This window comes from Cyanobium sp. Copco_Reservoir_LC18 (assembly GCF_009834675.1).
Classification (GTDB): domain Bacteria; phylum Cyanobacteriota; class Cyanobacteriia; order PCC-6307; family Cyanobiaceae; genus Cyanobium; species Cyanobium minutissimum.
This window is the reverse complement of the sequence record NZ_ASAC01000010.1, coordinates 109,886-125,327: the sequence shown is the minus strand read 5'-3', so window position 1 is coordinate 125,327 and position 15,442 is coordinate 109,886. Positions and strand designations below refer to the sequence as shown.

20 protein-coding genes and 1 pseudogene are annotated in these 15,442 nt (G+C 64.6%); 20 read left to right on the top strand and 1 reads right to left on the bottom strand.

Annotated features, from left to right (window positions below; translation table 11 throughout):
* Positions 1 to 6 precede the first annotated feature (6 nt).
* The 11 genes and pseudogenes from L107_RS04685 (at position 7) to L107_RS04640 (ending at position 8,338) form a co-directional block, all read left to right on the top strand.
* Positions 7 to 1,086 (top strand): toll/interleukin-1 receptor domain-containing protein, encoded by a 1,080-nt coding sequence (locus L107_RS04685; RefSeq protein WP_159816671.1) that lies wholly within the window; start codon positions 7 to 9, stop codon positions 1,084 to 1,086.
* Positions 1,087 to 1,247: 161 nt separating this feature from the next.
* Positions 1,248 to 1,436, top strand: coding sequence for a DUF4160 domain-containing protein (locus tag L107_RS04680; RefSeq protein ID WP_159816670.1), 189 nt, complete (start codon positions 1,248 to 1,250; stop codon positions 1,434 to 1,436).
* A 320-nt stretch (positions 1,437 to 1,756) separates the two neighbouring features.
* The gene (locus tag L107_RS04675; protein WP_236550512.1) at positions 1,757 to 2,581 is read left to right on the top strand and encodes an alpha/beta hydrolase; all 825 of its coding nucleotides are present in this window, start codon (positions 1,757 to 1,759) and stop codon (positions 2,579 to 2,581) included.
* Between the two features lie 553 nt (positions 2,582 to 3,134).
* Positions 3,135 to 4,277 carry an aminotransferase class V-fold PLP-dependent enzyme gene (locus tag L107_RS04670; RefSeq protein WP_236550520.1) on the top strand — a complete coding sequence of 381 codons (1,143 nt, stop codon included), beginning with the start codon at positions 3,135 to 3,137 and terminating at the stop codon, positions 4,275 to 4,277.
* A gap of 124 nt (positions 4,278 to 4,401) precedes the next feature.
* On the top strand, positions 4,402 to 4,692 hold the full coding sequence (locus tag L107_RS17020) for a DUF3592 domain-containing protein (protein WP_159816667.1): 291 nt from the start codon (positions 4,402 to 4,404) through the stop codon (positions 4,690 to 4,692).
* Positions 4,693 to 4,775: 83 nt separating this feature from the next.
* On the top strand, positions 4,776 to 5,279 hold the full coding sequence (locus L107_RS04660) for a gamma-glutamylcyclotransferase family protein (RefSeq protein ID WP_159816666.1): 504 nt from the start codon (positions 4,776 to 4,778) through the stop codon (positions 5,277 to 5,279).
* A 68-nt stretch (positions 5,280 to 5,347) separates the two neighbouring features.
* A pseudogene (locus L107_RS17015) lies at positions 5,348 to 5,587 on the top strand (DUF429 domain-containing protein); the annotation flags it as partial.
* 108 nt (positions 5,588 to 5,695) lie between these two features.
* Positions 5,696 to 5,935: a hypothetical protein gene (locus L107_RS17010; RefSeq protein ID WP_236550511.1), complete on the top strand. Its 240-nt coding sequence runs from the start codon at positions 5,696 to 5,698 to the stop codon at positions 5,933 to 5,935.
* A gap of 635 nt (positions 5,936 to 6,570) precedes the next feature.
* Positions 6,571 to 7,062 carry an ATP-binding protein gene (locus L107_RS04650; protein WP_159816664.1) on the top strand — a complete coding sequence of 164 codons (492 nt, stop codon included), beginning with the start codon at positions 6,571 to 6,573 and terminating at the stop codon, positions 7,060 to 7,062.
* Between the two features lie 26 nt (positions 7,063 to 7,088).
* On the top strand, positions 7,089 to 7,697 hold the full coding sequence (locus L107_RS04645; protein WP_159816663.1) for a class I SAM-dependent methyltransferase: 609 nt from the start codon (positions 7,089 to 7,091) through the stop codon (positions 7,695 to 7,697).
* A gap of 14 nt (positions 7,698 to 7,711) precedes the next feature.
* Positions 7,712 to 8,338: a DUF429 domain-containing protein gene (locus tag L107_RS04640; protein WP_159816662.1), complete on the top strand. Its 627-nt coding sequence runs from the start codon at positions 7,712 to 7,714 to the stop codon at positions 8,336 to 8,338.
* Here the strand turns inward: L107_RS04640 and L107_RS04635 are convergent.
* Positions 8,332 to 9,819 carry an MFS transporter gene (locus L107_RS04635; RefSeq protein ID WP_159816661.1) on the bottom strand — a complete coding sequence of 496 codons (1,488 nt, stop codon included), beginning with the start codon at positions 9,817 to 9,819 and terminating at the stop codon, positions 8,332 to 8,334. The two genes, L107_RS04640 and L107_RS04635, sit on opposite strands and share 7 nt — an antisense overlap.
* 164 nt (positions 9,820 to 9,983) lie before the next feature.
* Between L107_RS04635 and L107_RS04630 the strand changes: the two genes are divergently transcribed.
* The 9 genes from L107_RS04630 to L107_RS04590 all read left to right on the top strand — a co-directional run bounded on the left by L107_RS04630 (position 9,984) and on the right by L107_RS04590 (position 15,438).
* Positions 9,984 to 10,196: a 4-oxalocrotonate tautomerase family protein gene (locus tag L107_RS04630; RefSeq protein WP_236550519.1), complete on the top strand. Its 213-nt coding sequence runs from the start codon at positions 9,984 to 9,986 to the stop codon at positions 10,194 to 10,196.
* Complete coding sequence (locus L107_RS04625) at positions 10,186 to 10,614, top strand: hypothetical protein (protein WP_236550510.1); 429 nt, start codon at positions 10,186 to 10,188, stop codon at positions 10,612 to 10,614. Before L107_RS04630 ends, L107_RS04625 begins: the two co-directional genes overlap by 11 nt.
* Positions 10,611 to 11,015 (top strand): GFA family protein, encoded by a 405-nt coding sequence (locus tag L107_RS04620; protein WP_159816658.1) that lies wholly within the window; start codon positions 10,611 to 10,613, stop codon positions 11,013 to 11,015. The genes L107_RS04625 and L107_RS04620 overlap by 4 nt, the downstream gene beginning before the upstream one ends.
* 101 nt (positions 11,016 to 11,116) lie before the next feature.
* On the top strand, positions 11,117 to 11,371 hold the full coding sequence (locus L107_RS04615; protein ID WP_159816657.1) for a type II toxin-antitoxin system Phd/YefM family antitoxin: 255 nt from the start codon (positions 11,117 to 11,119) through the stop codon (positions 11,369 to 11,371).
* Complete coding sequence (locus L107_RS04610) at positions 11,371 to 11,763, top strand: type II toxin-antitoxin system VapC family toxin (RefSeq protein ID WP_159816656.1); 393 nt, start codon at positions 11,371 to 11,373, stop codon at positions 11,761 to 11,763. Before L107_RS04615 ends, L107_RS04610 begins: the two co-directional genes overlap by 1 nt.
* 68 nt (positions 11,764 to 11,831) lie before the next feature.
* A complete protein-coding gene (locus L107_RS04605) occupies positions 11,832 to 12,905 on the top strand; it encodes an HlyD family efflux transporter periplasmic adaptor subunit (protein ID WP_236550509.1) in 1,074 nt (357 codons plus the stop codon).
* A complete protein-coding gene (gene devC / locus L107_RS04600; protein WP_159816655.1) occupies positions 12,902 to 14,050 on the top strand; it encodes an ABC transporter permease DevC in 1,149 nt (382 codons plus the stop codon). The genes L107_RS04605 and devC overlap by 4 nt, the downstream gene beginning before the upstream one ends.
* A 14-nt stretch (positions 14,051 to 14,064) precedes the next feature.
* Positions 14,065 to 14,736: an ATP-binding cassette domain-containing protein gene (locus L107_RS04595; RefSeq protein ID WP_159816654.1), complete on the top strand. Its 672-nt coding sequence runs from the start codon at positions 14,065 to 14,067 to the stop codon at positions 14,734 to 14,736.
* Between the two features lie 15 nt (positions 14,737 to 14,751).
* Positions 14,752 to 15,438 carry a class I SAM-dependent methyltransferase gene (locus L107_RS04590; RefSeq protein ID WP_159816653.1) on the top strand — a complete coding sequence of 229 codons (687 nt, stop codon included), beginning with the start codon at positions 14,752 to 14,754 and terminating at the stop codon, positions 15,436 to 15,438.
* The last annotated feature ends 4 nt before the right edge of the window (positions 15,439 to 15,442 follow it).

Genomic DNA, 15,442 nt, shown 5'->3' with positions numbered 1-15,442 from the left:
GCACTCATGTCGGACAAGCCGACGATTTTCTTTAGTCACTCCACGAGGGATCAGGCCCCGCTTCAGATACTGCGAGATCTATTTCTCTCCAAGACAGGCGGCAGCATTGATGTCTTTATGTCTAGCGATGGACAAAGCATTCCGTTTGGAAGGAACTGGGTACATGAAGTAGAGAGTGGTCTTAAGCGCGCAAAACTTATGTTCGTGTTTCTTACTCCAAACTCAGTCAGGTCTAGCTGGCTATACTTTGAGGCGGGCCATGCTTATAGCAAAGGAATTCGCGTGGTCCCGGTTGCGTTGCTCGGAATTGATCTGTCTGCAGTTTCAGCCCCTCTGAGCTTGCTTCAAGGATTTAACATTCATTCCGGAAGCAGCCTGGGAAATATAATCGCAGCTGCTAACCAGGAGTTTGGCCACAGCCACAATGAAACTTTTTCTCAAGATGAGCTATCCAGGATAGTATCTGCGGGAAGTTCACATTATCAAGGCGGACTCGGGCCCTATGCAGAGGAAGTAGATGAGATAACAAGCAGCTTTATGGAGAGCAGCCTCATAAAGAGCAACATCGCAGAGTCGCTTGCTGATGCTGCTTTGCAGCTTGAGAAAGCCTCAGTTGAATTTGCGATTAATGGGTCATCACTGGAAATGATGGGGATCGTATTAACGGGAATTACTGATGATAGCAATCCCGGCTTTAGCAGAATCCAGCTTAGTATTGATCCGGCCTCAGCCTTGGAAGGATTTGAAGCTCTTAAGCTTGTAAAGCATGCCGTGACAAAAGAGCATGACGAGTTGAACTATATTCAATTAGCATTTGCTGATGGCATCTCCAAGGTCGAAGGATTCCACAGGATATCTGGGAGGCTAACTGGCGCGGATGTAAGAATCGCTGGTTCGGCCGAATGCACTTATCGCAGCATCACCTTCTCTCTTGATCGGCAGCATATCCTAGGAAGCAAAGGAGTTTATCTTGGAAATCCGATCTTAAGAATTAGAGCTGGCAGCGAAGGAGCTGATCTTTATCGGGATCTAGGCGGCTTACTGGATCTTCTCTTTGAGCGACGTGTTCTCTGGAGATCTAATTGATGAGTATCTCAGGAGGACATTGGCGAAGCCTAACATCAAGATCCAGCGGACGGAGCCAAGGATGCTTAATCAATCCCTATCTCACTTCCGCCGCTGATCTTGGCGTTATCTGTTCAGAAGAACCGACCTGGTCATCGGTGAGCTGACGGGGAAGTCCAACGATGCCGACAGTCCACAGGAGCGGTCCGTATCGGTTCTTCTTCTACTGCCATGAGTCCAACGAGCCGCCACAAGTTCATGTGGATCGAGATCAGGACTTTTGCATGGTATGGCTCATGCCAGTTGCACTGTCTTCAAGTCTTGGATACAAATCCTGGGAGCTACGTGAGATTGAGTGGCTTGCCAGCTAGATCAGAGCTATTTTCTTGAAGGCATGGGAGGAGTTTCATGGCTAACTTTGTTGAGCGGGTCATAAAGGTTACCTGCGCTGAGGACCGTCTGATCGTCGACCTCGCAGACGGACGCTCTATGTCAATCGCCCCATGCCTTGTCTCAAAGCTCTTGCCATTCTGTCAGTCTGGTCGTCTATCTATGCGCTATACCTTTATCGCTGCTGACTATGGGTTGGACGACACAAGCCTCAACATCTGTCGAGGTTGAGATCGCAACGTTAACGGGCACACTCCATGGCACACAGATGATTCCAGAGTCTGATGTGCCACGGCCAGCGGTGCTGATCATTGCGGGTTCAGGCCCGACCGATCGCAATGGAGACAGTTCTCTCGCTGGGAAGAACCATAGCCTCAAGCTCCTCGCTGAAGGATTAGCCGATCATGGCATTGCCTCAATCCGTTATGACAAGCGCGGCATTGGAGCGAGCGCAGCCGCAGGACCGGAAGAAGCTGATCTACATTTCGATGCCTATGTTGAAGATGCTGCACTCTGGATTCAGCAAATGCAGGCAGACTCTCGTTTCTCAAGTGTCACCGTAATCGGTCACAGCGAAGGCTCTCTGATTGGAATGCTGGCGACCCAAGCAAGCGGTGCAGATGCACTTGTCTCCATCGCCGGCCCTGCCCAACCCGCATCACAGCTTTTGCGAGACCAGCTGCGACCCAGCTTGCCAGAAGCATTATGGCAAGAGAATGAGCAGATTCTTGCTGCGCTGGAGCAAGGGAAGAGAGTGGCCTCCATTCCACCAGAATTCAACGCTCTCTACAGATTGAGCATCCAACCCTACCTCATGTCCTGGTTTCGCTATATCCCTACTCAGGAGATTGCTCGACTCACTGTGCCTGTCTTGATTGTTCAAGGAACCACTGATATTCAAGTGCCTGTCAGTGAGGCGCAAGCCCTGAAATCAGCTAAGCAGGATGCGGAGCTTAGAATCATTGACGGGATGAATCACGTCTTAAAAGCTGTTTCATTGGACCCTCTACAGCAAAATGCTTCCTACGGTGACCCCTCGCTACCGGTTGTGCCTGAACTCGTTGAGGGGATCTGTCAGTTTATTCATGCTAGTGAGGCGCACCATGAGGCTAGCCAGTCGCTGTAACGGAACGTGCCAAAATGATTGATTGAGTGGTATCAGCTCTCTGCGTCTGGGGCCTTGGTTATTCCCCATTCCCTGACGGCGATTTCGACTTGCTCTCCGGGTCGCCTCTGCTTATCTTGTATAGCCAACAGCTTGGCGAGGCGTCTCAGTATTTCTCCCTGCTGGAGCGATGTCGCGTTGCCAAGGGCGTCAGGGCGTTACCACGGCTTGCTTTGGGCGGAGCGCGTTCGGCCCATCTGGAAGGGAGTGTGGCGATGCTGCGTATGGCTGGGTATCCCGTATCGATTCAGCGGGTGAACAACGTGTTCCAAAGAGGCGCTTGGGAAATACTCCGGACTGTGCACGCTGATGGCTAACATCAAGATTCGGCGCGCGGCTCCAATGGTGCTGGGTCATGAGGCAAGGTCACGGTCCGCCACTGGTCTGGAGCCTTAGACGTAGGGAGTGCGACCAGACGTCTTCCGATCCACCGACGACCCGAAGAGGATCAGGTATGCCTCAACCAGACCCCAGCTTCACGGCCACTGACGGGCTGAACGTCGCCGTGGAGCTGATGCGTTCGCCAGGTGGCACGCCGGTTGAGTTGCCTTCAGAGCTTCCAGAGACCGGACTTGGTGACAGGCAGACGCTCGAAATGCTCTCCTGCCATGTCCTCGGTAAAGCAGCCCAGCTGAGCGCACCCACCGCACTGGCGCACATGGACCCTCCCACTCCCTGGATCACGTGGGCCATGGCGCTCTGGGATGCCAGTCTCAACCAGAACCTGCTGCATGAGATGACGTCCCCTTTCGCCACCCAGGCAGAGGAGCGCGTCGTGTCATGGCTCACTCCGTACTTCGGGATGCAGGGCGGGCATGTTTGCTCGGGTTCGACCATCGCCAACCTCACGGCCCTCTGGGCAGCGCGAGATTCCTCGGGAGTGCAGATGGTCGTCACTTCCGAAGCGGCCCATCTCAGCATCGACAAAGCATGCCGCCTGTTGGGACTTCAGCTGGTGAAGGTCCCCGTGGATTCGCTTGGACGGCTGGATCGTGAGCAGCTGCCAGACCTCAACGACGCATGCCTCGTGTTGACCGCTGGAACAACCGCCATGGGCTCCATCGACCCGCTCGACCTGATCGGCGCGGCGCGATGGACCCACGTCGACGCCGCATGGGCCGGCCCCTTACGACTCAGCCCCGCGCATGCCTCCAAGCTCGAAGGGATCGAAGCGGCCGATTCAGTGGCGGTGTCGGCTCACAAGTGGCTCTTCCAGCCCAAGGACTCGGCGCTTGTGATGTTCCGTGAGCTCGAGGCTGCCAATGCCGCGATCAGCTTCGGCGGCGGCTATCTCGCCAAGCCCAACGTCGGCGTTCAGGGCTCCCGCTCCGCGGCGGCCATCCCGCTGCTGGCGACCCTGCTGGCGTGGGGTCGCACGGGACTGGCTCGGCGGCTCGACCACCTGATGGAGGTTGCTGAGTCGCTGGCGGATGCGATTGAGGGGAGTGAGCGTCTCGAGTTGTGGGGTCGACCGCAGACAGCGATCAACGTCTTCCGTCCGGTGGATCGGCAGACGGATGCTTTTGTTGCGGCCTTGCCGAAGGGCATGCTGTCGACGTGCGTTCTCGATGGCGAGACCTGGGCCCGTTCGGTGGCCGCCAATCCTTCGGTGGATATCGATGGTGTGATCAGGAGTGTGCTGGTCGCCAGCCGCTGAGCAGATGGCGCAGACGCTAAGGCGATGAACCTTATGGTCCATTGTCCTTGCCCAGACCGTCAGACCACGAAGCTCTACCTATAGTAGTCGCCGCTTTCTCTCTCCTCGCAGGTGCCGGCTTGGTGTGGTTCTTGCTGTGGACGATGCACACTTGGAAACGGCGAAGCCGATTCTGCGCTACCGCTATCAACTTGGTAGCCGGAGCTACATCGGCTTCCATACCTCCTCCTCAGGGTATGGCGTCAGTCGAGCGGCGATGGAGGCGGTTGTCAGGCCTTACGCCCAAGGAAGCGTGGTCAGGGTCTGCTACAACCCTGGGAATCCCGGAACCGCCGTACTTGACATCACGGCAACGTCTGATTGGCTCTATAGGTTCGTCTTTGGTGTCGGTTTCTTGCTGCTCGCCGATTTCTGATCCTGTGATGAGATCTATCCCAGGGCGAGGTGAGATTGCCTCGGCGGGTTGATAAGCTCGAAGGGTAGGCGTGACTTGGTCCCGTGGAGCATTGTCTGAACTTCGCTTACGGCTCCAACATGCTCACGGCCAGGTTGCGTCAACGGGTTCCGTCCGCGCGTGCGCTCGGCTTGGCGGCGCTGCGGGCGCATCAGCTGAAATGGCATAAGGTCGCCAACGATGGATCGGGCAAGTGCGACATCGTGACGGCGGCCGATTCAAGCCGTCTTGTTTATGGGGTTGTCTATGAGATTCCTCTCGCAGAGAAGCATCAGCTGGATCGTGCGGAAGGTCTCGGGTTTGGCTATGAGGAGCAAACGAAGACCGTCGATCTGGCTGGTCAGCTCGTTGATGTGCAAGCGTATGTTGCCACAAGGATCGATCCGGAGATCCTGCCCTATACGTGGTATCGGGCCCTGGTGGTTGCTGGCGCCATGGAGCACAACGTCCCTTCCGCGTACATCGATGAGCTCAGAAGGGTCCCGGTCATCCACGACCCTGACCAGCAACGCCATGCCGAACAGATGGCTCTGGCTGCCGAGGCCTGACTCCTCCCTCCTTCTGACTGTCAGCGCCTACGCTGGCTTTCGGATCGGATAGGCATGGCAACCCCATCATGCGATTCGTAGGGTTTGATCCAGGCGGCGAAAAGGCGTTTGGCTGGGCAGTCGTCGAAGCCACGACAGATGGCCTCCGGTTTGTTGCTGGCGATGTTGTGAGTAGCGCGCCTTCCGCTGTCGCACAGTCTTCAGCGCTGTTGCCCGGAGCGCCAGCTGCAGTTGGAATCGACGCTCCCTTGTTTTGGGTATGCGAGGGTGATCGCAGCGCAGATGCACAGGTGCGCAGGCTTGTTTGTGCAGCTGGTGGCCAGTCAGGCACCGTCAGCCATGTCAACTCCCTGCGTGGAGCCTGTCTTGTTCAGGGTGTGCTCGTTGCAAAGCTATCCCGTGAGCAGTGGCCCGCCGTGCCACTGACGGAATCGCATCCCAAGGCGCTCTTGCGGGTATCGGCGGCGGCGCGAGCCTTTGTGTCTGCGCCCGAGTTTTGCGAGCTGAGCGAGCATATCCGGGATGCTGCGCTTGCCGCTTATGCTGCCCACGCCTTCGAGACGCAAGCGACTGGTTGGCACGATCTTCTTCTCAATGAACGCTCCCCGTTTTTCCCTGGCGGTACGGAAGTTGCCTACTGGTTTCCAAAGCAGTGAATCTGAGCCCACCCATCGTGGGCCTCTCCATGTCGAGTGACTCCCGTTGCTGACCCGTTGAAGGTGCTTCGCTGCTTCAGCGCCCTGACCTGCCTGTTGCTCATGGGTTGTGAACCCCTATGGAACTCCGTCCATCGTTCGGCTCTGGAGTCCGATATCCGCGTCATCCTCAAGCCAGCGGGGGTCGTGCCGCAGCAGCTGGAATGCCGCATGGTCGGCTCGACGCGGGATGGCTCCTGCTCCGTCAGCCTGACCCAGGCAGAGACCGACGCTGTGATTCGCGCCCTGGAGCTGGAGAGCGTGCCTTGTCGCCCATGCCGTCCCGAGTTGTGCAGTGGGAGAGCCCATGTACCAGGCAACCTATGGCCTCTCGGCCCGTCCAAAATCCCTGTGGCTCTCCAGTGGCTCGGCTTTCGAGTATCTCCTCCTCACGATCAACAAGAGCACAGGGCAAGCCTGCCTTCGGGTTTCGTATGCGTATGGCTAGGGTATCGACTTCCTCCCGACGATTGAGGGGGTTCGGCCATAAACTGGCAGGCATCACGGCGGCAGGCATGCTGATTCTGAGCGTAAGGTGTTTCCCTGTCATGAATCGCAGGATTTTGCTAGGCTCCCAAGCCGCTGCCCCAAGTCGCATGGCCGCCATCCCGACCCTGCACTTCTTCTGTGGGAAAGCCGGAGCAGGGAAGACGACGGTTGCCCAGGCTGTGGCGCAGGACACCCGTGCGATTCTGATCTCGGAGGACATCTGGATGGCCCGCTTGTTCGGGGATCAGATGAGCACCTTCCAGGACTACATCCACTTCTCCAGGAAGATGAAAACCGTGGTGGGTCCCCTTGTGGTGGACCTCCTGAAGGCCGGTCAATCCGTGGTGCTTGACTTTCAGGCCAATACCAAGGCTGGGCGTGCCTGGTTCCGTTCGCTGTTCGAGGAGGCAGGGGCAGAGCATCGCCTTCATGTCGTGAACACGCCGGATACCGAGTGCCTGGCACGGATCGCCAGGCGTAACGACGAGCGACCGGAAGGCTCCCATCCACTGACGGAGGACGACTTCCACCACATCTCCTCATTCTTTGAAGCTCCAGAAGACTCCGAGTGCTTTGTGGTCACGATGCATTCGATGTGAGTCGGCCGTGCCCTGATGGACCTCCCATGACCCATTCCGCCATTGCCGCTGCCTACGACCAACTCGCTCCCAGATGGCAGGATGACACGTTCAGCACCGTCGATGGCGTACGCCAGCACCAACGTGCTCTGGCGTTTCTGGGCTCCATTGATCGCGGCTGGGCTTTGAGTGTCGGCTGTGGCTGCAACACGCGGTTCAATCCCTTGCTGCGTGAGCATGGCCTTCTTCTGGAGGGGATTGATCTGTCGCACCGGATGATCGCGCTGGCTCAGGACGCGGACCCCTCCGTCGTGCTGCACCATGCGGATGTCTGTGATTGGAGCCCGCCGCGGATGTACCGCTTCATCTCGGCGTGGGACAGCCTCTGGCACGTGATGCTTCAGCATCAGCGCGCGGTGATGCTCAGGCTCATGGAAGCACTCGAGATCGGTGGCGTCTTTCTGTTCACTGCGGGAGGACTGGACGGGCCGAGCGAGCACGTCGATGCGACGATGGGACCGGAGGTTTACTACGCCACCCTGGGAATTCCTGGTCTTCTCGAGATCCTCAAGGACGGCGGATGTGTCTGTCGCCACCTCGAGTTCGACCAGTTCCCAGAGACTCACCTCGCCGTCATCGCCCAACGAACGGCCTGAGCCATCATGCAGCCATGCCCCTGATCACCACCGTGGGCATCGACGTGGGTGGCGCCCGCAAGGGCTTCCACGCCGTGGCCCTCACCGGCGGCACCTACGCCGCCCAGCTGGCCACCCCTGATGCCGTGGAGCTCGCCCACTGGTGTAGCTCCGAGGTGCAGGCGAGCGTGATCGCCATCGATGCCCCCTGCCGCTGGAGCGCCGATGGCCGCGCCCGTCCCTGCGAGCGGGAGCTGCGGCAGCAGGGGATCATCTGCTTCGCCTCGCCCACCCGCCAGGCCGCTGCCGCCCACCCCACCGACTACTTCGGCTGGATGCTGCGTGGCGAAGCGCTCTATCAGGCCCTCGCGCCGAGCCATCCGCTGGTAGCCGCGCTGCCGATCGTTGGCCAGCGCTGCTGCTTCGAAACCTTCCCCCACGCCATCACCTGGCACCGGCGTGGCGGCAACGCCCAGGCCACCCAGAAGCGCAGCCAGCGGCGGGCGTTGCTGCAGCAGGCGGGGATCGCGCTGCAATCACTCACCAGCATCGACTGGATTGATGCCGCCCTCTGCGCCCTCGCCGCCCACGACGCCGCCAGCGGCGGCGCCTGCGTGCACTACGGCGAACCGGAGACCGGCTGGATCGTGGTGCCTCAGTGAGCCGCCGGGGCCTCGGCCCCGCGGGCCACGGAGATCAACGCGCCCACCAGGCCGAGGGCGCCCACCAGGCCGAGGGCGGCCGCCAGGCGAAAGGCCAGCTGCTGGGCCCCCAGAAAGGCCGCCAGCTCGGTTCCGCCCAGCCGTGCCCCCACCTCCCCCGCCAGGGCGGCGTCGGCCCCGGCGACGCCGAGGCCGTGGGCGACCAGGGCGGCCGCCAGCGCCGTGCCGATCGCCTGGCCGAAGCTGCGGGCCGTCGACAGGAAGCCGTTGGCCACGCTCAGGTGCTGCGGCGGCACGGTGTTGAGCGTGGCGCTGTTGTTGGGGGGATGGAACAGCCCGCCGCCCATGCCCAGCAGCACCAGCGGCCCGATGATGCTGGCGTCGGCAGCATCCGGACCCAGCCACGACAAGCCCAGCAGGCCCGCACTGATGCAGAGCATGCCGGCCGTGCTGAGGGTCCGCGCCCCCACCCGATCCCCCAGGCTGCTCACCGTGAGGCTCGTGGCGGTCAGCACCAGCGAGAGCGGCACGATCAGCACCCCCGCCATCACCGGCGAGCGCCCCAGCACCAGCTGCGCGTACAGCGGCAGCAGGAAGTAGCAGGACACCGCCGCGACGAAGTAGAAGGAGGCCGCCACCGAGCCGCAGGTGTAGGCCCGCGAGCGGAACAGGCTGAGCGTCAGCAGCGGCTTCGGCCGGCGCTGCTCCACCGCAACGAACAGGGCCAGGACCGCCGCGCCGCCCAGCAGGATCGCCAGGCTGGCCGGCTTCAGCCCGCCCTGGGAGAGCTGCTCGATCACCAGGAACGGCGCGCTGGTGGCCACCACCGCCAGCACGGCACCGGCCCAGTCCATGGCGGTGCGGTCCTGGCTGCGGGGGCGGGCCCTGAGGATCCGCAGGCTGAGGATCAGCCCGGCCAGGCTCACCGCCAGGATCACCAGAAACAGCGAGCGCCAGCCGAACTGGCCGATCAGCAGGCCGCCGAGCACCAGCCCCGTGACCTGGGCCAGCGCCAGGATCGAGGCGTTGACGGCCATGGCCTTGCGTCGCTCCTGCTTCGGGAAGACGGCGGTGATCTCGGCCATCACGTTGGCCAGCACCAGGCCGCCGCCCACCCCCTGGAGCACGCGGAAGGCGATCAGGGTTTCCACCGTCGGCGCCAGCGCGCACAGGACCGACGTCACCACCAGGACGGCCATGCCGATGACGACGATGCGCCGGCGTCCCCAGATGTCGGCCAGGCGTCCGGCCGGCAGCAGGGTGACCGTGACGGTGAGCAGGTAGGCGACGATCACCCACTTGAGCACCGGCAGCCCGACGCCGAACTCAAGCGCCATCGCCGGCAGGGCCAGCGTGACGATGAACCCGTCCATGTAGACAACGAAGTTGCCGCATTCCACGGCGGCCAGGGTCCACCAGCGCTCGGGATGGGCCGGTGGCGCCTCCCCCGGACGCTGGACGGCGGCGTTGGCTTGGTCCATGGCCGGTGCTGCCCTGATGCTGAAGTCTCAGGTGCGGAAAGCTAGGGGACGCCGCTGGTTCGTGGGTGGTGTGTCGAGGCGCTGCCGGTCGATGGGGCAACTGGGGCTTGAATAGCCAGCAGGCCAAAGAAGCGCCGATTCCAGGAGCCAGACCCTTGCCCTACGTGAACGTTCAGATCACCCGAGGTGCATCGCGGCAGCAGAAGGCCGAAATCGTCAAGGACATCACGGAGTCCCTCGTTCGTGTGCTCGGCAAGAAGCCCGAGCACACCCATGTCGTCATCCAGGAGATCGACGACGAGAACTGGGGATTCGCCGGGATGCTCACGGACGACTGGAAGGTGGCGCAGGCGGGGACATCCAGCCATGGGCGATAGAGCTGCCACCGATTGGGAGGCCAGGTTCCAGGCCAGCCGGGAGCCCCAGGTGAAGGTGCTGGAGAAACCGTTCGCGGGCATCCCCGCCGGTGCCCGGATGCTGGTCGTCACCCCTCGGATCGTCGATGCGGCGGTGTGCGACATCGCGCCTGGGGCCGTGGTGGCGGCGGCGACCCTGCGTCAGAGGCTGGCCGCGCGGCACGGGGCCGAGTACGCCTGTCCGGTCACGACCGGGATCGCCCTTCGGGTCGTGGCCGAGCGCTCCTACCTCCGCCTGCAGGCCGGTGCGGACCCGGTCACGCCGTTCTGGCGCGCGGTTGACCCCGACAGCGACCTGGCCGGCAAGCTGGCCTGTGGCCGGGAGTTCCTGCGGCAGATGCGGTCGGCAGAGACGGCACCCCTGCGCACCGGTCGATGAAACCCAGGGCCTTCGAGGGCGGCTGCCTCTGCGGTGCCATCCGGTTCCGAGCCACCGGCGCTCCGGTGAAGCCCCACACCTGCTCCTGTGCCATCTGTCGCAGGCACTCAGGCGCGCTCACGCTCAGCTGGGTGGAGTTCCCTGCGGCCAGCGTCGCGTGGATCGGCCCCGGCGGCAGGCCCGCCACATGGCGTTCCTCCGCCTTCTCCAGCAGGGCGTTCTGCAGCACGTGCGGCACCACGATCGGAGCCATCGACGACGACCCGGTCGTCGCCCTCGCCACCGGCGCCTTCGACAAGCCCCACCTCAAGGATCTGGCCCCGACGGCCCACTCCTATGTCTCGCGCCGGCCGCGGTGGTGGCATGTCGCTGCCGAGGCCAGGGGCCGCCGGGAGGACTGATGTCCGCGGCCGGGCAACGGATCGCTCGGGCCATGGCCGATGGCTGCTGTGGCCATAGGCAAGAACGGATCCTGCCTGGTCTGGTTGAGTCGCCCGTCGCCATGGTGCCCCGTCCCAGCCGGGTGGTGAACATGCTCGAAGCCAAGACCCACCTCTCCCGGCTGGTGGACGCGATCGAAACCGGCGCCGAAGCCGAGGTGGTGATCGCCCGCAACGGCCGGCCCGTGGCGCGGCTCACCAGCCTGCAGCCCCCGGAGCGCCCCCGGCGGCTGGGCCTCGCCCGCGGCCGGTTCGTGGTGCCCGAGTCGATCGATGCGGCCCATCCCCTGATCGCCGATCTGTTCGAGCAGGACTGATGCGCCTGCTGCTCGATACCCACACCTTTCTCTGGGCCATCACCGATGACCCGAAGCTGGGACCCCGCAGCCGGGAGCTGATCACCAGAGAGGCCAGCGCGGTGTTCCTCAGCCACGTCTCGCTCTGGGAGATCGCCACCAAGCACGCCCTGGCCCGCAGCGACATGCCCCTGTCGGCCGGCGAGGCCATCGCCTGGGCGGAGCCATCCGGCTTCGAGCTCCTCCCCATCGACCTCCCCCATCTGCCGGCGCTGGAGCAGCTGCCCCTGCACCACCGCGATCCGTTCGGCCGTCTGCTCGTCGCCCAGGCCATCGGCGGCCCCTTCACCCTGCTCAGTGCCGACGCGGCCTTCGCCGCCTACGGAGGCCCGCTGCAGGACGCCCGCGCCTGAGGCCGCCAACGCCAGATCCCCCCGGATCATCCAGGAGCCCCCGGCGGCGCCGCCCATAGTGACGCCAGATGGGAGGGCGCGCGATGGTGGGGCGGCGGGCACGGCTGGGGCTGGTGGCGGCGGGCGGGGCCGGGCTGCTGGCCCTCGGTGTCAGCCTGCTGCGCCGCGCCACCCCGCCGCCGCCGCCACCGGTGGTGGAGCGGCCGGTCCGCACCGTCACCGCCCTGGGCCGGCTGGAGCCGGTCAGCGCCCTGCGCACGATCGCGGCGCCGCTCTCGGGCGCCGGCCAGCCCACCCTGCAGGCCCTGCTGGTCGACCGCGGCGATGCGGTGCAGGCCGGCCAGTTGCTGGCCCTGCTCGACAACCAGCCCCAGCTGGAGGCCGCCGTGGCGGCGGCCCGGGCCGAGGTGAACCTGGCCCGTTCTCGCCTGGCGATCGCCAGCGCCGATGCCGGCAGCGGCGAGGACGGCCAGCGGGCCAAGGTGCGCTCCCTGGAGGCCCAGCAGCGCACGGCCGCCACCGAGGCCGCCCGCTACCAGAGCCTGTTCAGCAGCGGTGCCGTCTCGGCCGAGGAGCGCGACAACCGCCGCCTCAGCCTTGACACCGTCACGGCCTCGCTGCAGGAGGCCCGGGTGCTGCTGGCGCGGCAGCTGGCCCGCAGCAGCGCCGGCAGCGGCGGCGTGGATCTGGATGTGGAGGCCTCCCGGCGGGTGCTGGAGCAGGCCCAGGCCAACCTGCAGCGCGCCATCGCCGCCCGCGACGACAACCTGATCCGGGCGCCGATCACCGGCACCGTGCTGCAGGTGTTCGCCCGGGCGGGCGAGGCCCCCGGGGCGGAGGGGATCCTGCAGCTGGGCCAGACCGGCCGGATGCAGGCGGTGGCGGAGGTGTACGAGAGCGATCTGCCGCGGGTGCGGCGGGGCCAGCCGGTGCGGATCACCAGCCCGGCCCTGACCCAGCCGCTGCAGGGCCGGGTGGGGCAGATCGGCGCGATCGTGCTGCGCCAGAACCTGATCAACACCGATCCCAGCGCCAACACCGACAACCGGGTGGTGGAGGTGCGCGCCCCGCTGACGCCGGAGAGCAGCCGGCGGGCGGCGGGGTTCACCAACCTGCAGGTGCGGGTGGTGATCGGGCCATGAGAACCCCGCTCGGCTGGCTGCAGCTCCGTCACGACCGCGGCCGCTTCCTGGTGGCCCTCGCCGGCATCGCCTTCGCCGATCTGCTGATGTTCATGCAGCTGGGCTTCCAGGCGGCCCTCTACGACAGCAACACCCGCCTGGATCGGGCCTTCCGGGGCGATGTAGTGCTGATCAGCCCGAAGGCCCTGAACCTGCAGAACCTCTCCACCTTCCCGCGCCGCCGGCTGCTGCAGGCCCTGGATGTGCCCGGGGTGGTGGACGCCCAGGGCCTTTACATCCGTACGGTGAACTGGCGCAATCCCCAAACGCTGCGCAGCGCCACGGTGCAGGTGCTGGGATTCGATCCGGATGCCGATGTGCTGCGTCTGCCGGAGGTGCGGGCCCAGGCCGATCGCCTCAAGCTGCCCGACACGGTGCTGTTCGACCGGGGCGCCCGGGGCCGCTACGGCGAGGTGATCGCCCGGCTCGATCGCGGCGAGCCGGTGACCAGCGAGATCGAGCGGCGCACCATCGCCGTGGGCGGCCTGTTCCGCCTGGGGGCCTCCTTCGGGGCGGACGCCACCCTGATGGCCAGCGACCAGACGTTCCTGCGGATGTTCCCGCGGGCCAAGGCCGGCAGCATCAGCGTCGGCCTGCTCACCCTGGCGCCGGGCGAACCGGTGGCGCCGGTGGTGCGGGCGCTGCGGCGCCACCTGCCGGACGACGTGCAGGTGCTCAGCCACGCCGACTATGTGCAGTTCGAGGAGAACTACTGGCGGGGGGCCAGCCCGGTGGGCTTCATCTTTGGACTGGGCACGGCGATGGCCTTCGTGGTGGGGGTGGTGATCGTGTATCAGGTGCTCTCCACCGACGTGAACGCCCACCTGCAGGAGTACGCCACCTTCAAGGCCATGGGCTTCCGCCAGCGCTGGCTGCTGCTGGTGGTGGTGGAGCAGGCCCTGATCCTGGCGGCCCTGGGCTTCATCCCCGGCGTGCTGATGCCGCTGTGGCTGTATGCGGTGGCGGCCAAGGCCACCAGCCTGCCGATCGCCATGACCCTGGGGCGGGCGACCACGGTGTTCGTGCTGACGCTGGTGATGTGCCTGGCCTCGGGGGCGATCGCCACCCGGCGGCTGCAGGCGGCCGATCCGGCCGAACTCTTCTGATGGGGACCGGCGCCATGGCCAGCGCGATCGTGATCGAGGGGCTCAACCACCACTTCGGCCGGGGCGCGGTGCGGCGCCAGGTGCTGTTCGATGTGGCGCTGGAGGTGGCCGTCGGCGAGATCGTGCTGCTCACCGGCCCCTCCGGCTCCGGCAAGACCACCCTGCTGACCCTGATCGGCGGGCTGCGGGCGGCCCAGGGGGGCCGGCTGCGGGTGCTGGGGCGGGAGCTGGTGGGGGCCACGGCGCTGCAGCTCACCCTGGCCCGCCGCGAGCACGGCTACATCTTCCAGGCCCACAACCTGCACCGCAGCCTCAGCGCCGCCCAGAACGTGCGCATGGCGCTGGAGATGCGCGGCACCCTCAGCGACGGGGAGATGGACCGGCGCGCGAGGCGGATCCTCGAGAGCGTGGGGCTGGGGGATCACCTGGACGTCAAGCCGGACCAGCTCTCGGGCGGCCAGAAGCAGCGGGTGGCGGTGGCCCGGGCCCTGGTGGGGGAGCCGCCGCTGCTGCTGGCCGATGAACCCACCGCCGCCCTCGACAGCCACTCCGGCCGCGAGGTGGTGCTGCTGATGCAGCGGCTGGCGCGGGAGCAGGGCTGCACGATCCTGCTGGTGACCCACGACAGCCGCATCCTCGACATCGCCGACCGCACCCTGTCGTTGGAGGATGGCCGGCTCTGCTGATCGGGGCCAGAGACGATGTTCACGCTGGAGCAGATCGTTCCCTGGGGCCGTTCCTTCGCGGAATACGTGGCCATGTTCTCCCTGGCCGACAGCGATCTGGCGGGCCGGATCCTGGGCTGCGGCGATGGCCCTGCCGGATTCAATGCGGAGGCCAGCAGGCGGGGCCTGTCGGTGGTCTCCTGCGATCCGATCTACGCCTTCACGCAGGAAGAGATCGCCGACCGGATCGACGCCACCTACACGGAGGTCATCGAGCAGACCCGGCGGAATCCATCGGCCTTCGTCTGGGACACCATCGCCTCCGTTGAGGAGCTGGGTCGGGTCCGCATGGCGGCGATGCAGGCCTTTCTCGAGCATTATCCGGCCGGCCTGCAGGAGGGGCGCTACGTGAATGCCGAACTGCCGGCGCTGCCGTTCCCCGATGAGGCCTTCGACCTGGCGCTCTGCTCCCACCTGTTGTTCCTCTACAGCCGCCAGCTGGACGCGGCGTTTCACCAGGCCTCGCTGCTGGAGCTCACTCGGGTGGCCCGCGAGGTCAGGGTGTTTCCCTTGCTGGAGCTGGGCGGAACGCTGTCACCCCATCTCGCTGGCCAGGTGGAGATCCTGCGGGCGGCGGGATTCCGTGTGTCGTTGGAACGGGTGGGCTACGAGTTCCAGCGGGGAGCCTGCGAGATGCTGCGCCTTCAGCGTGAGGATGGCTGAGCGC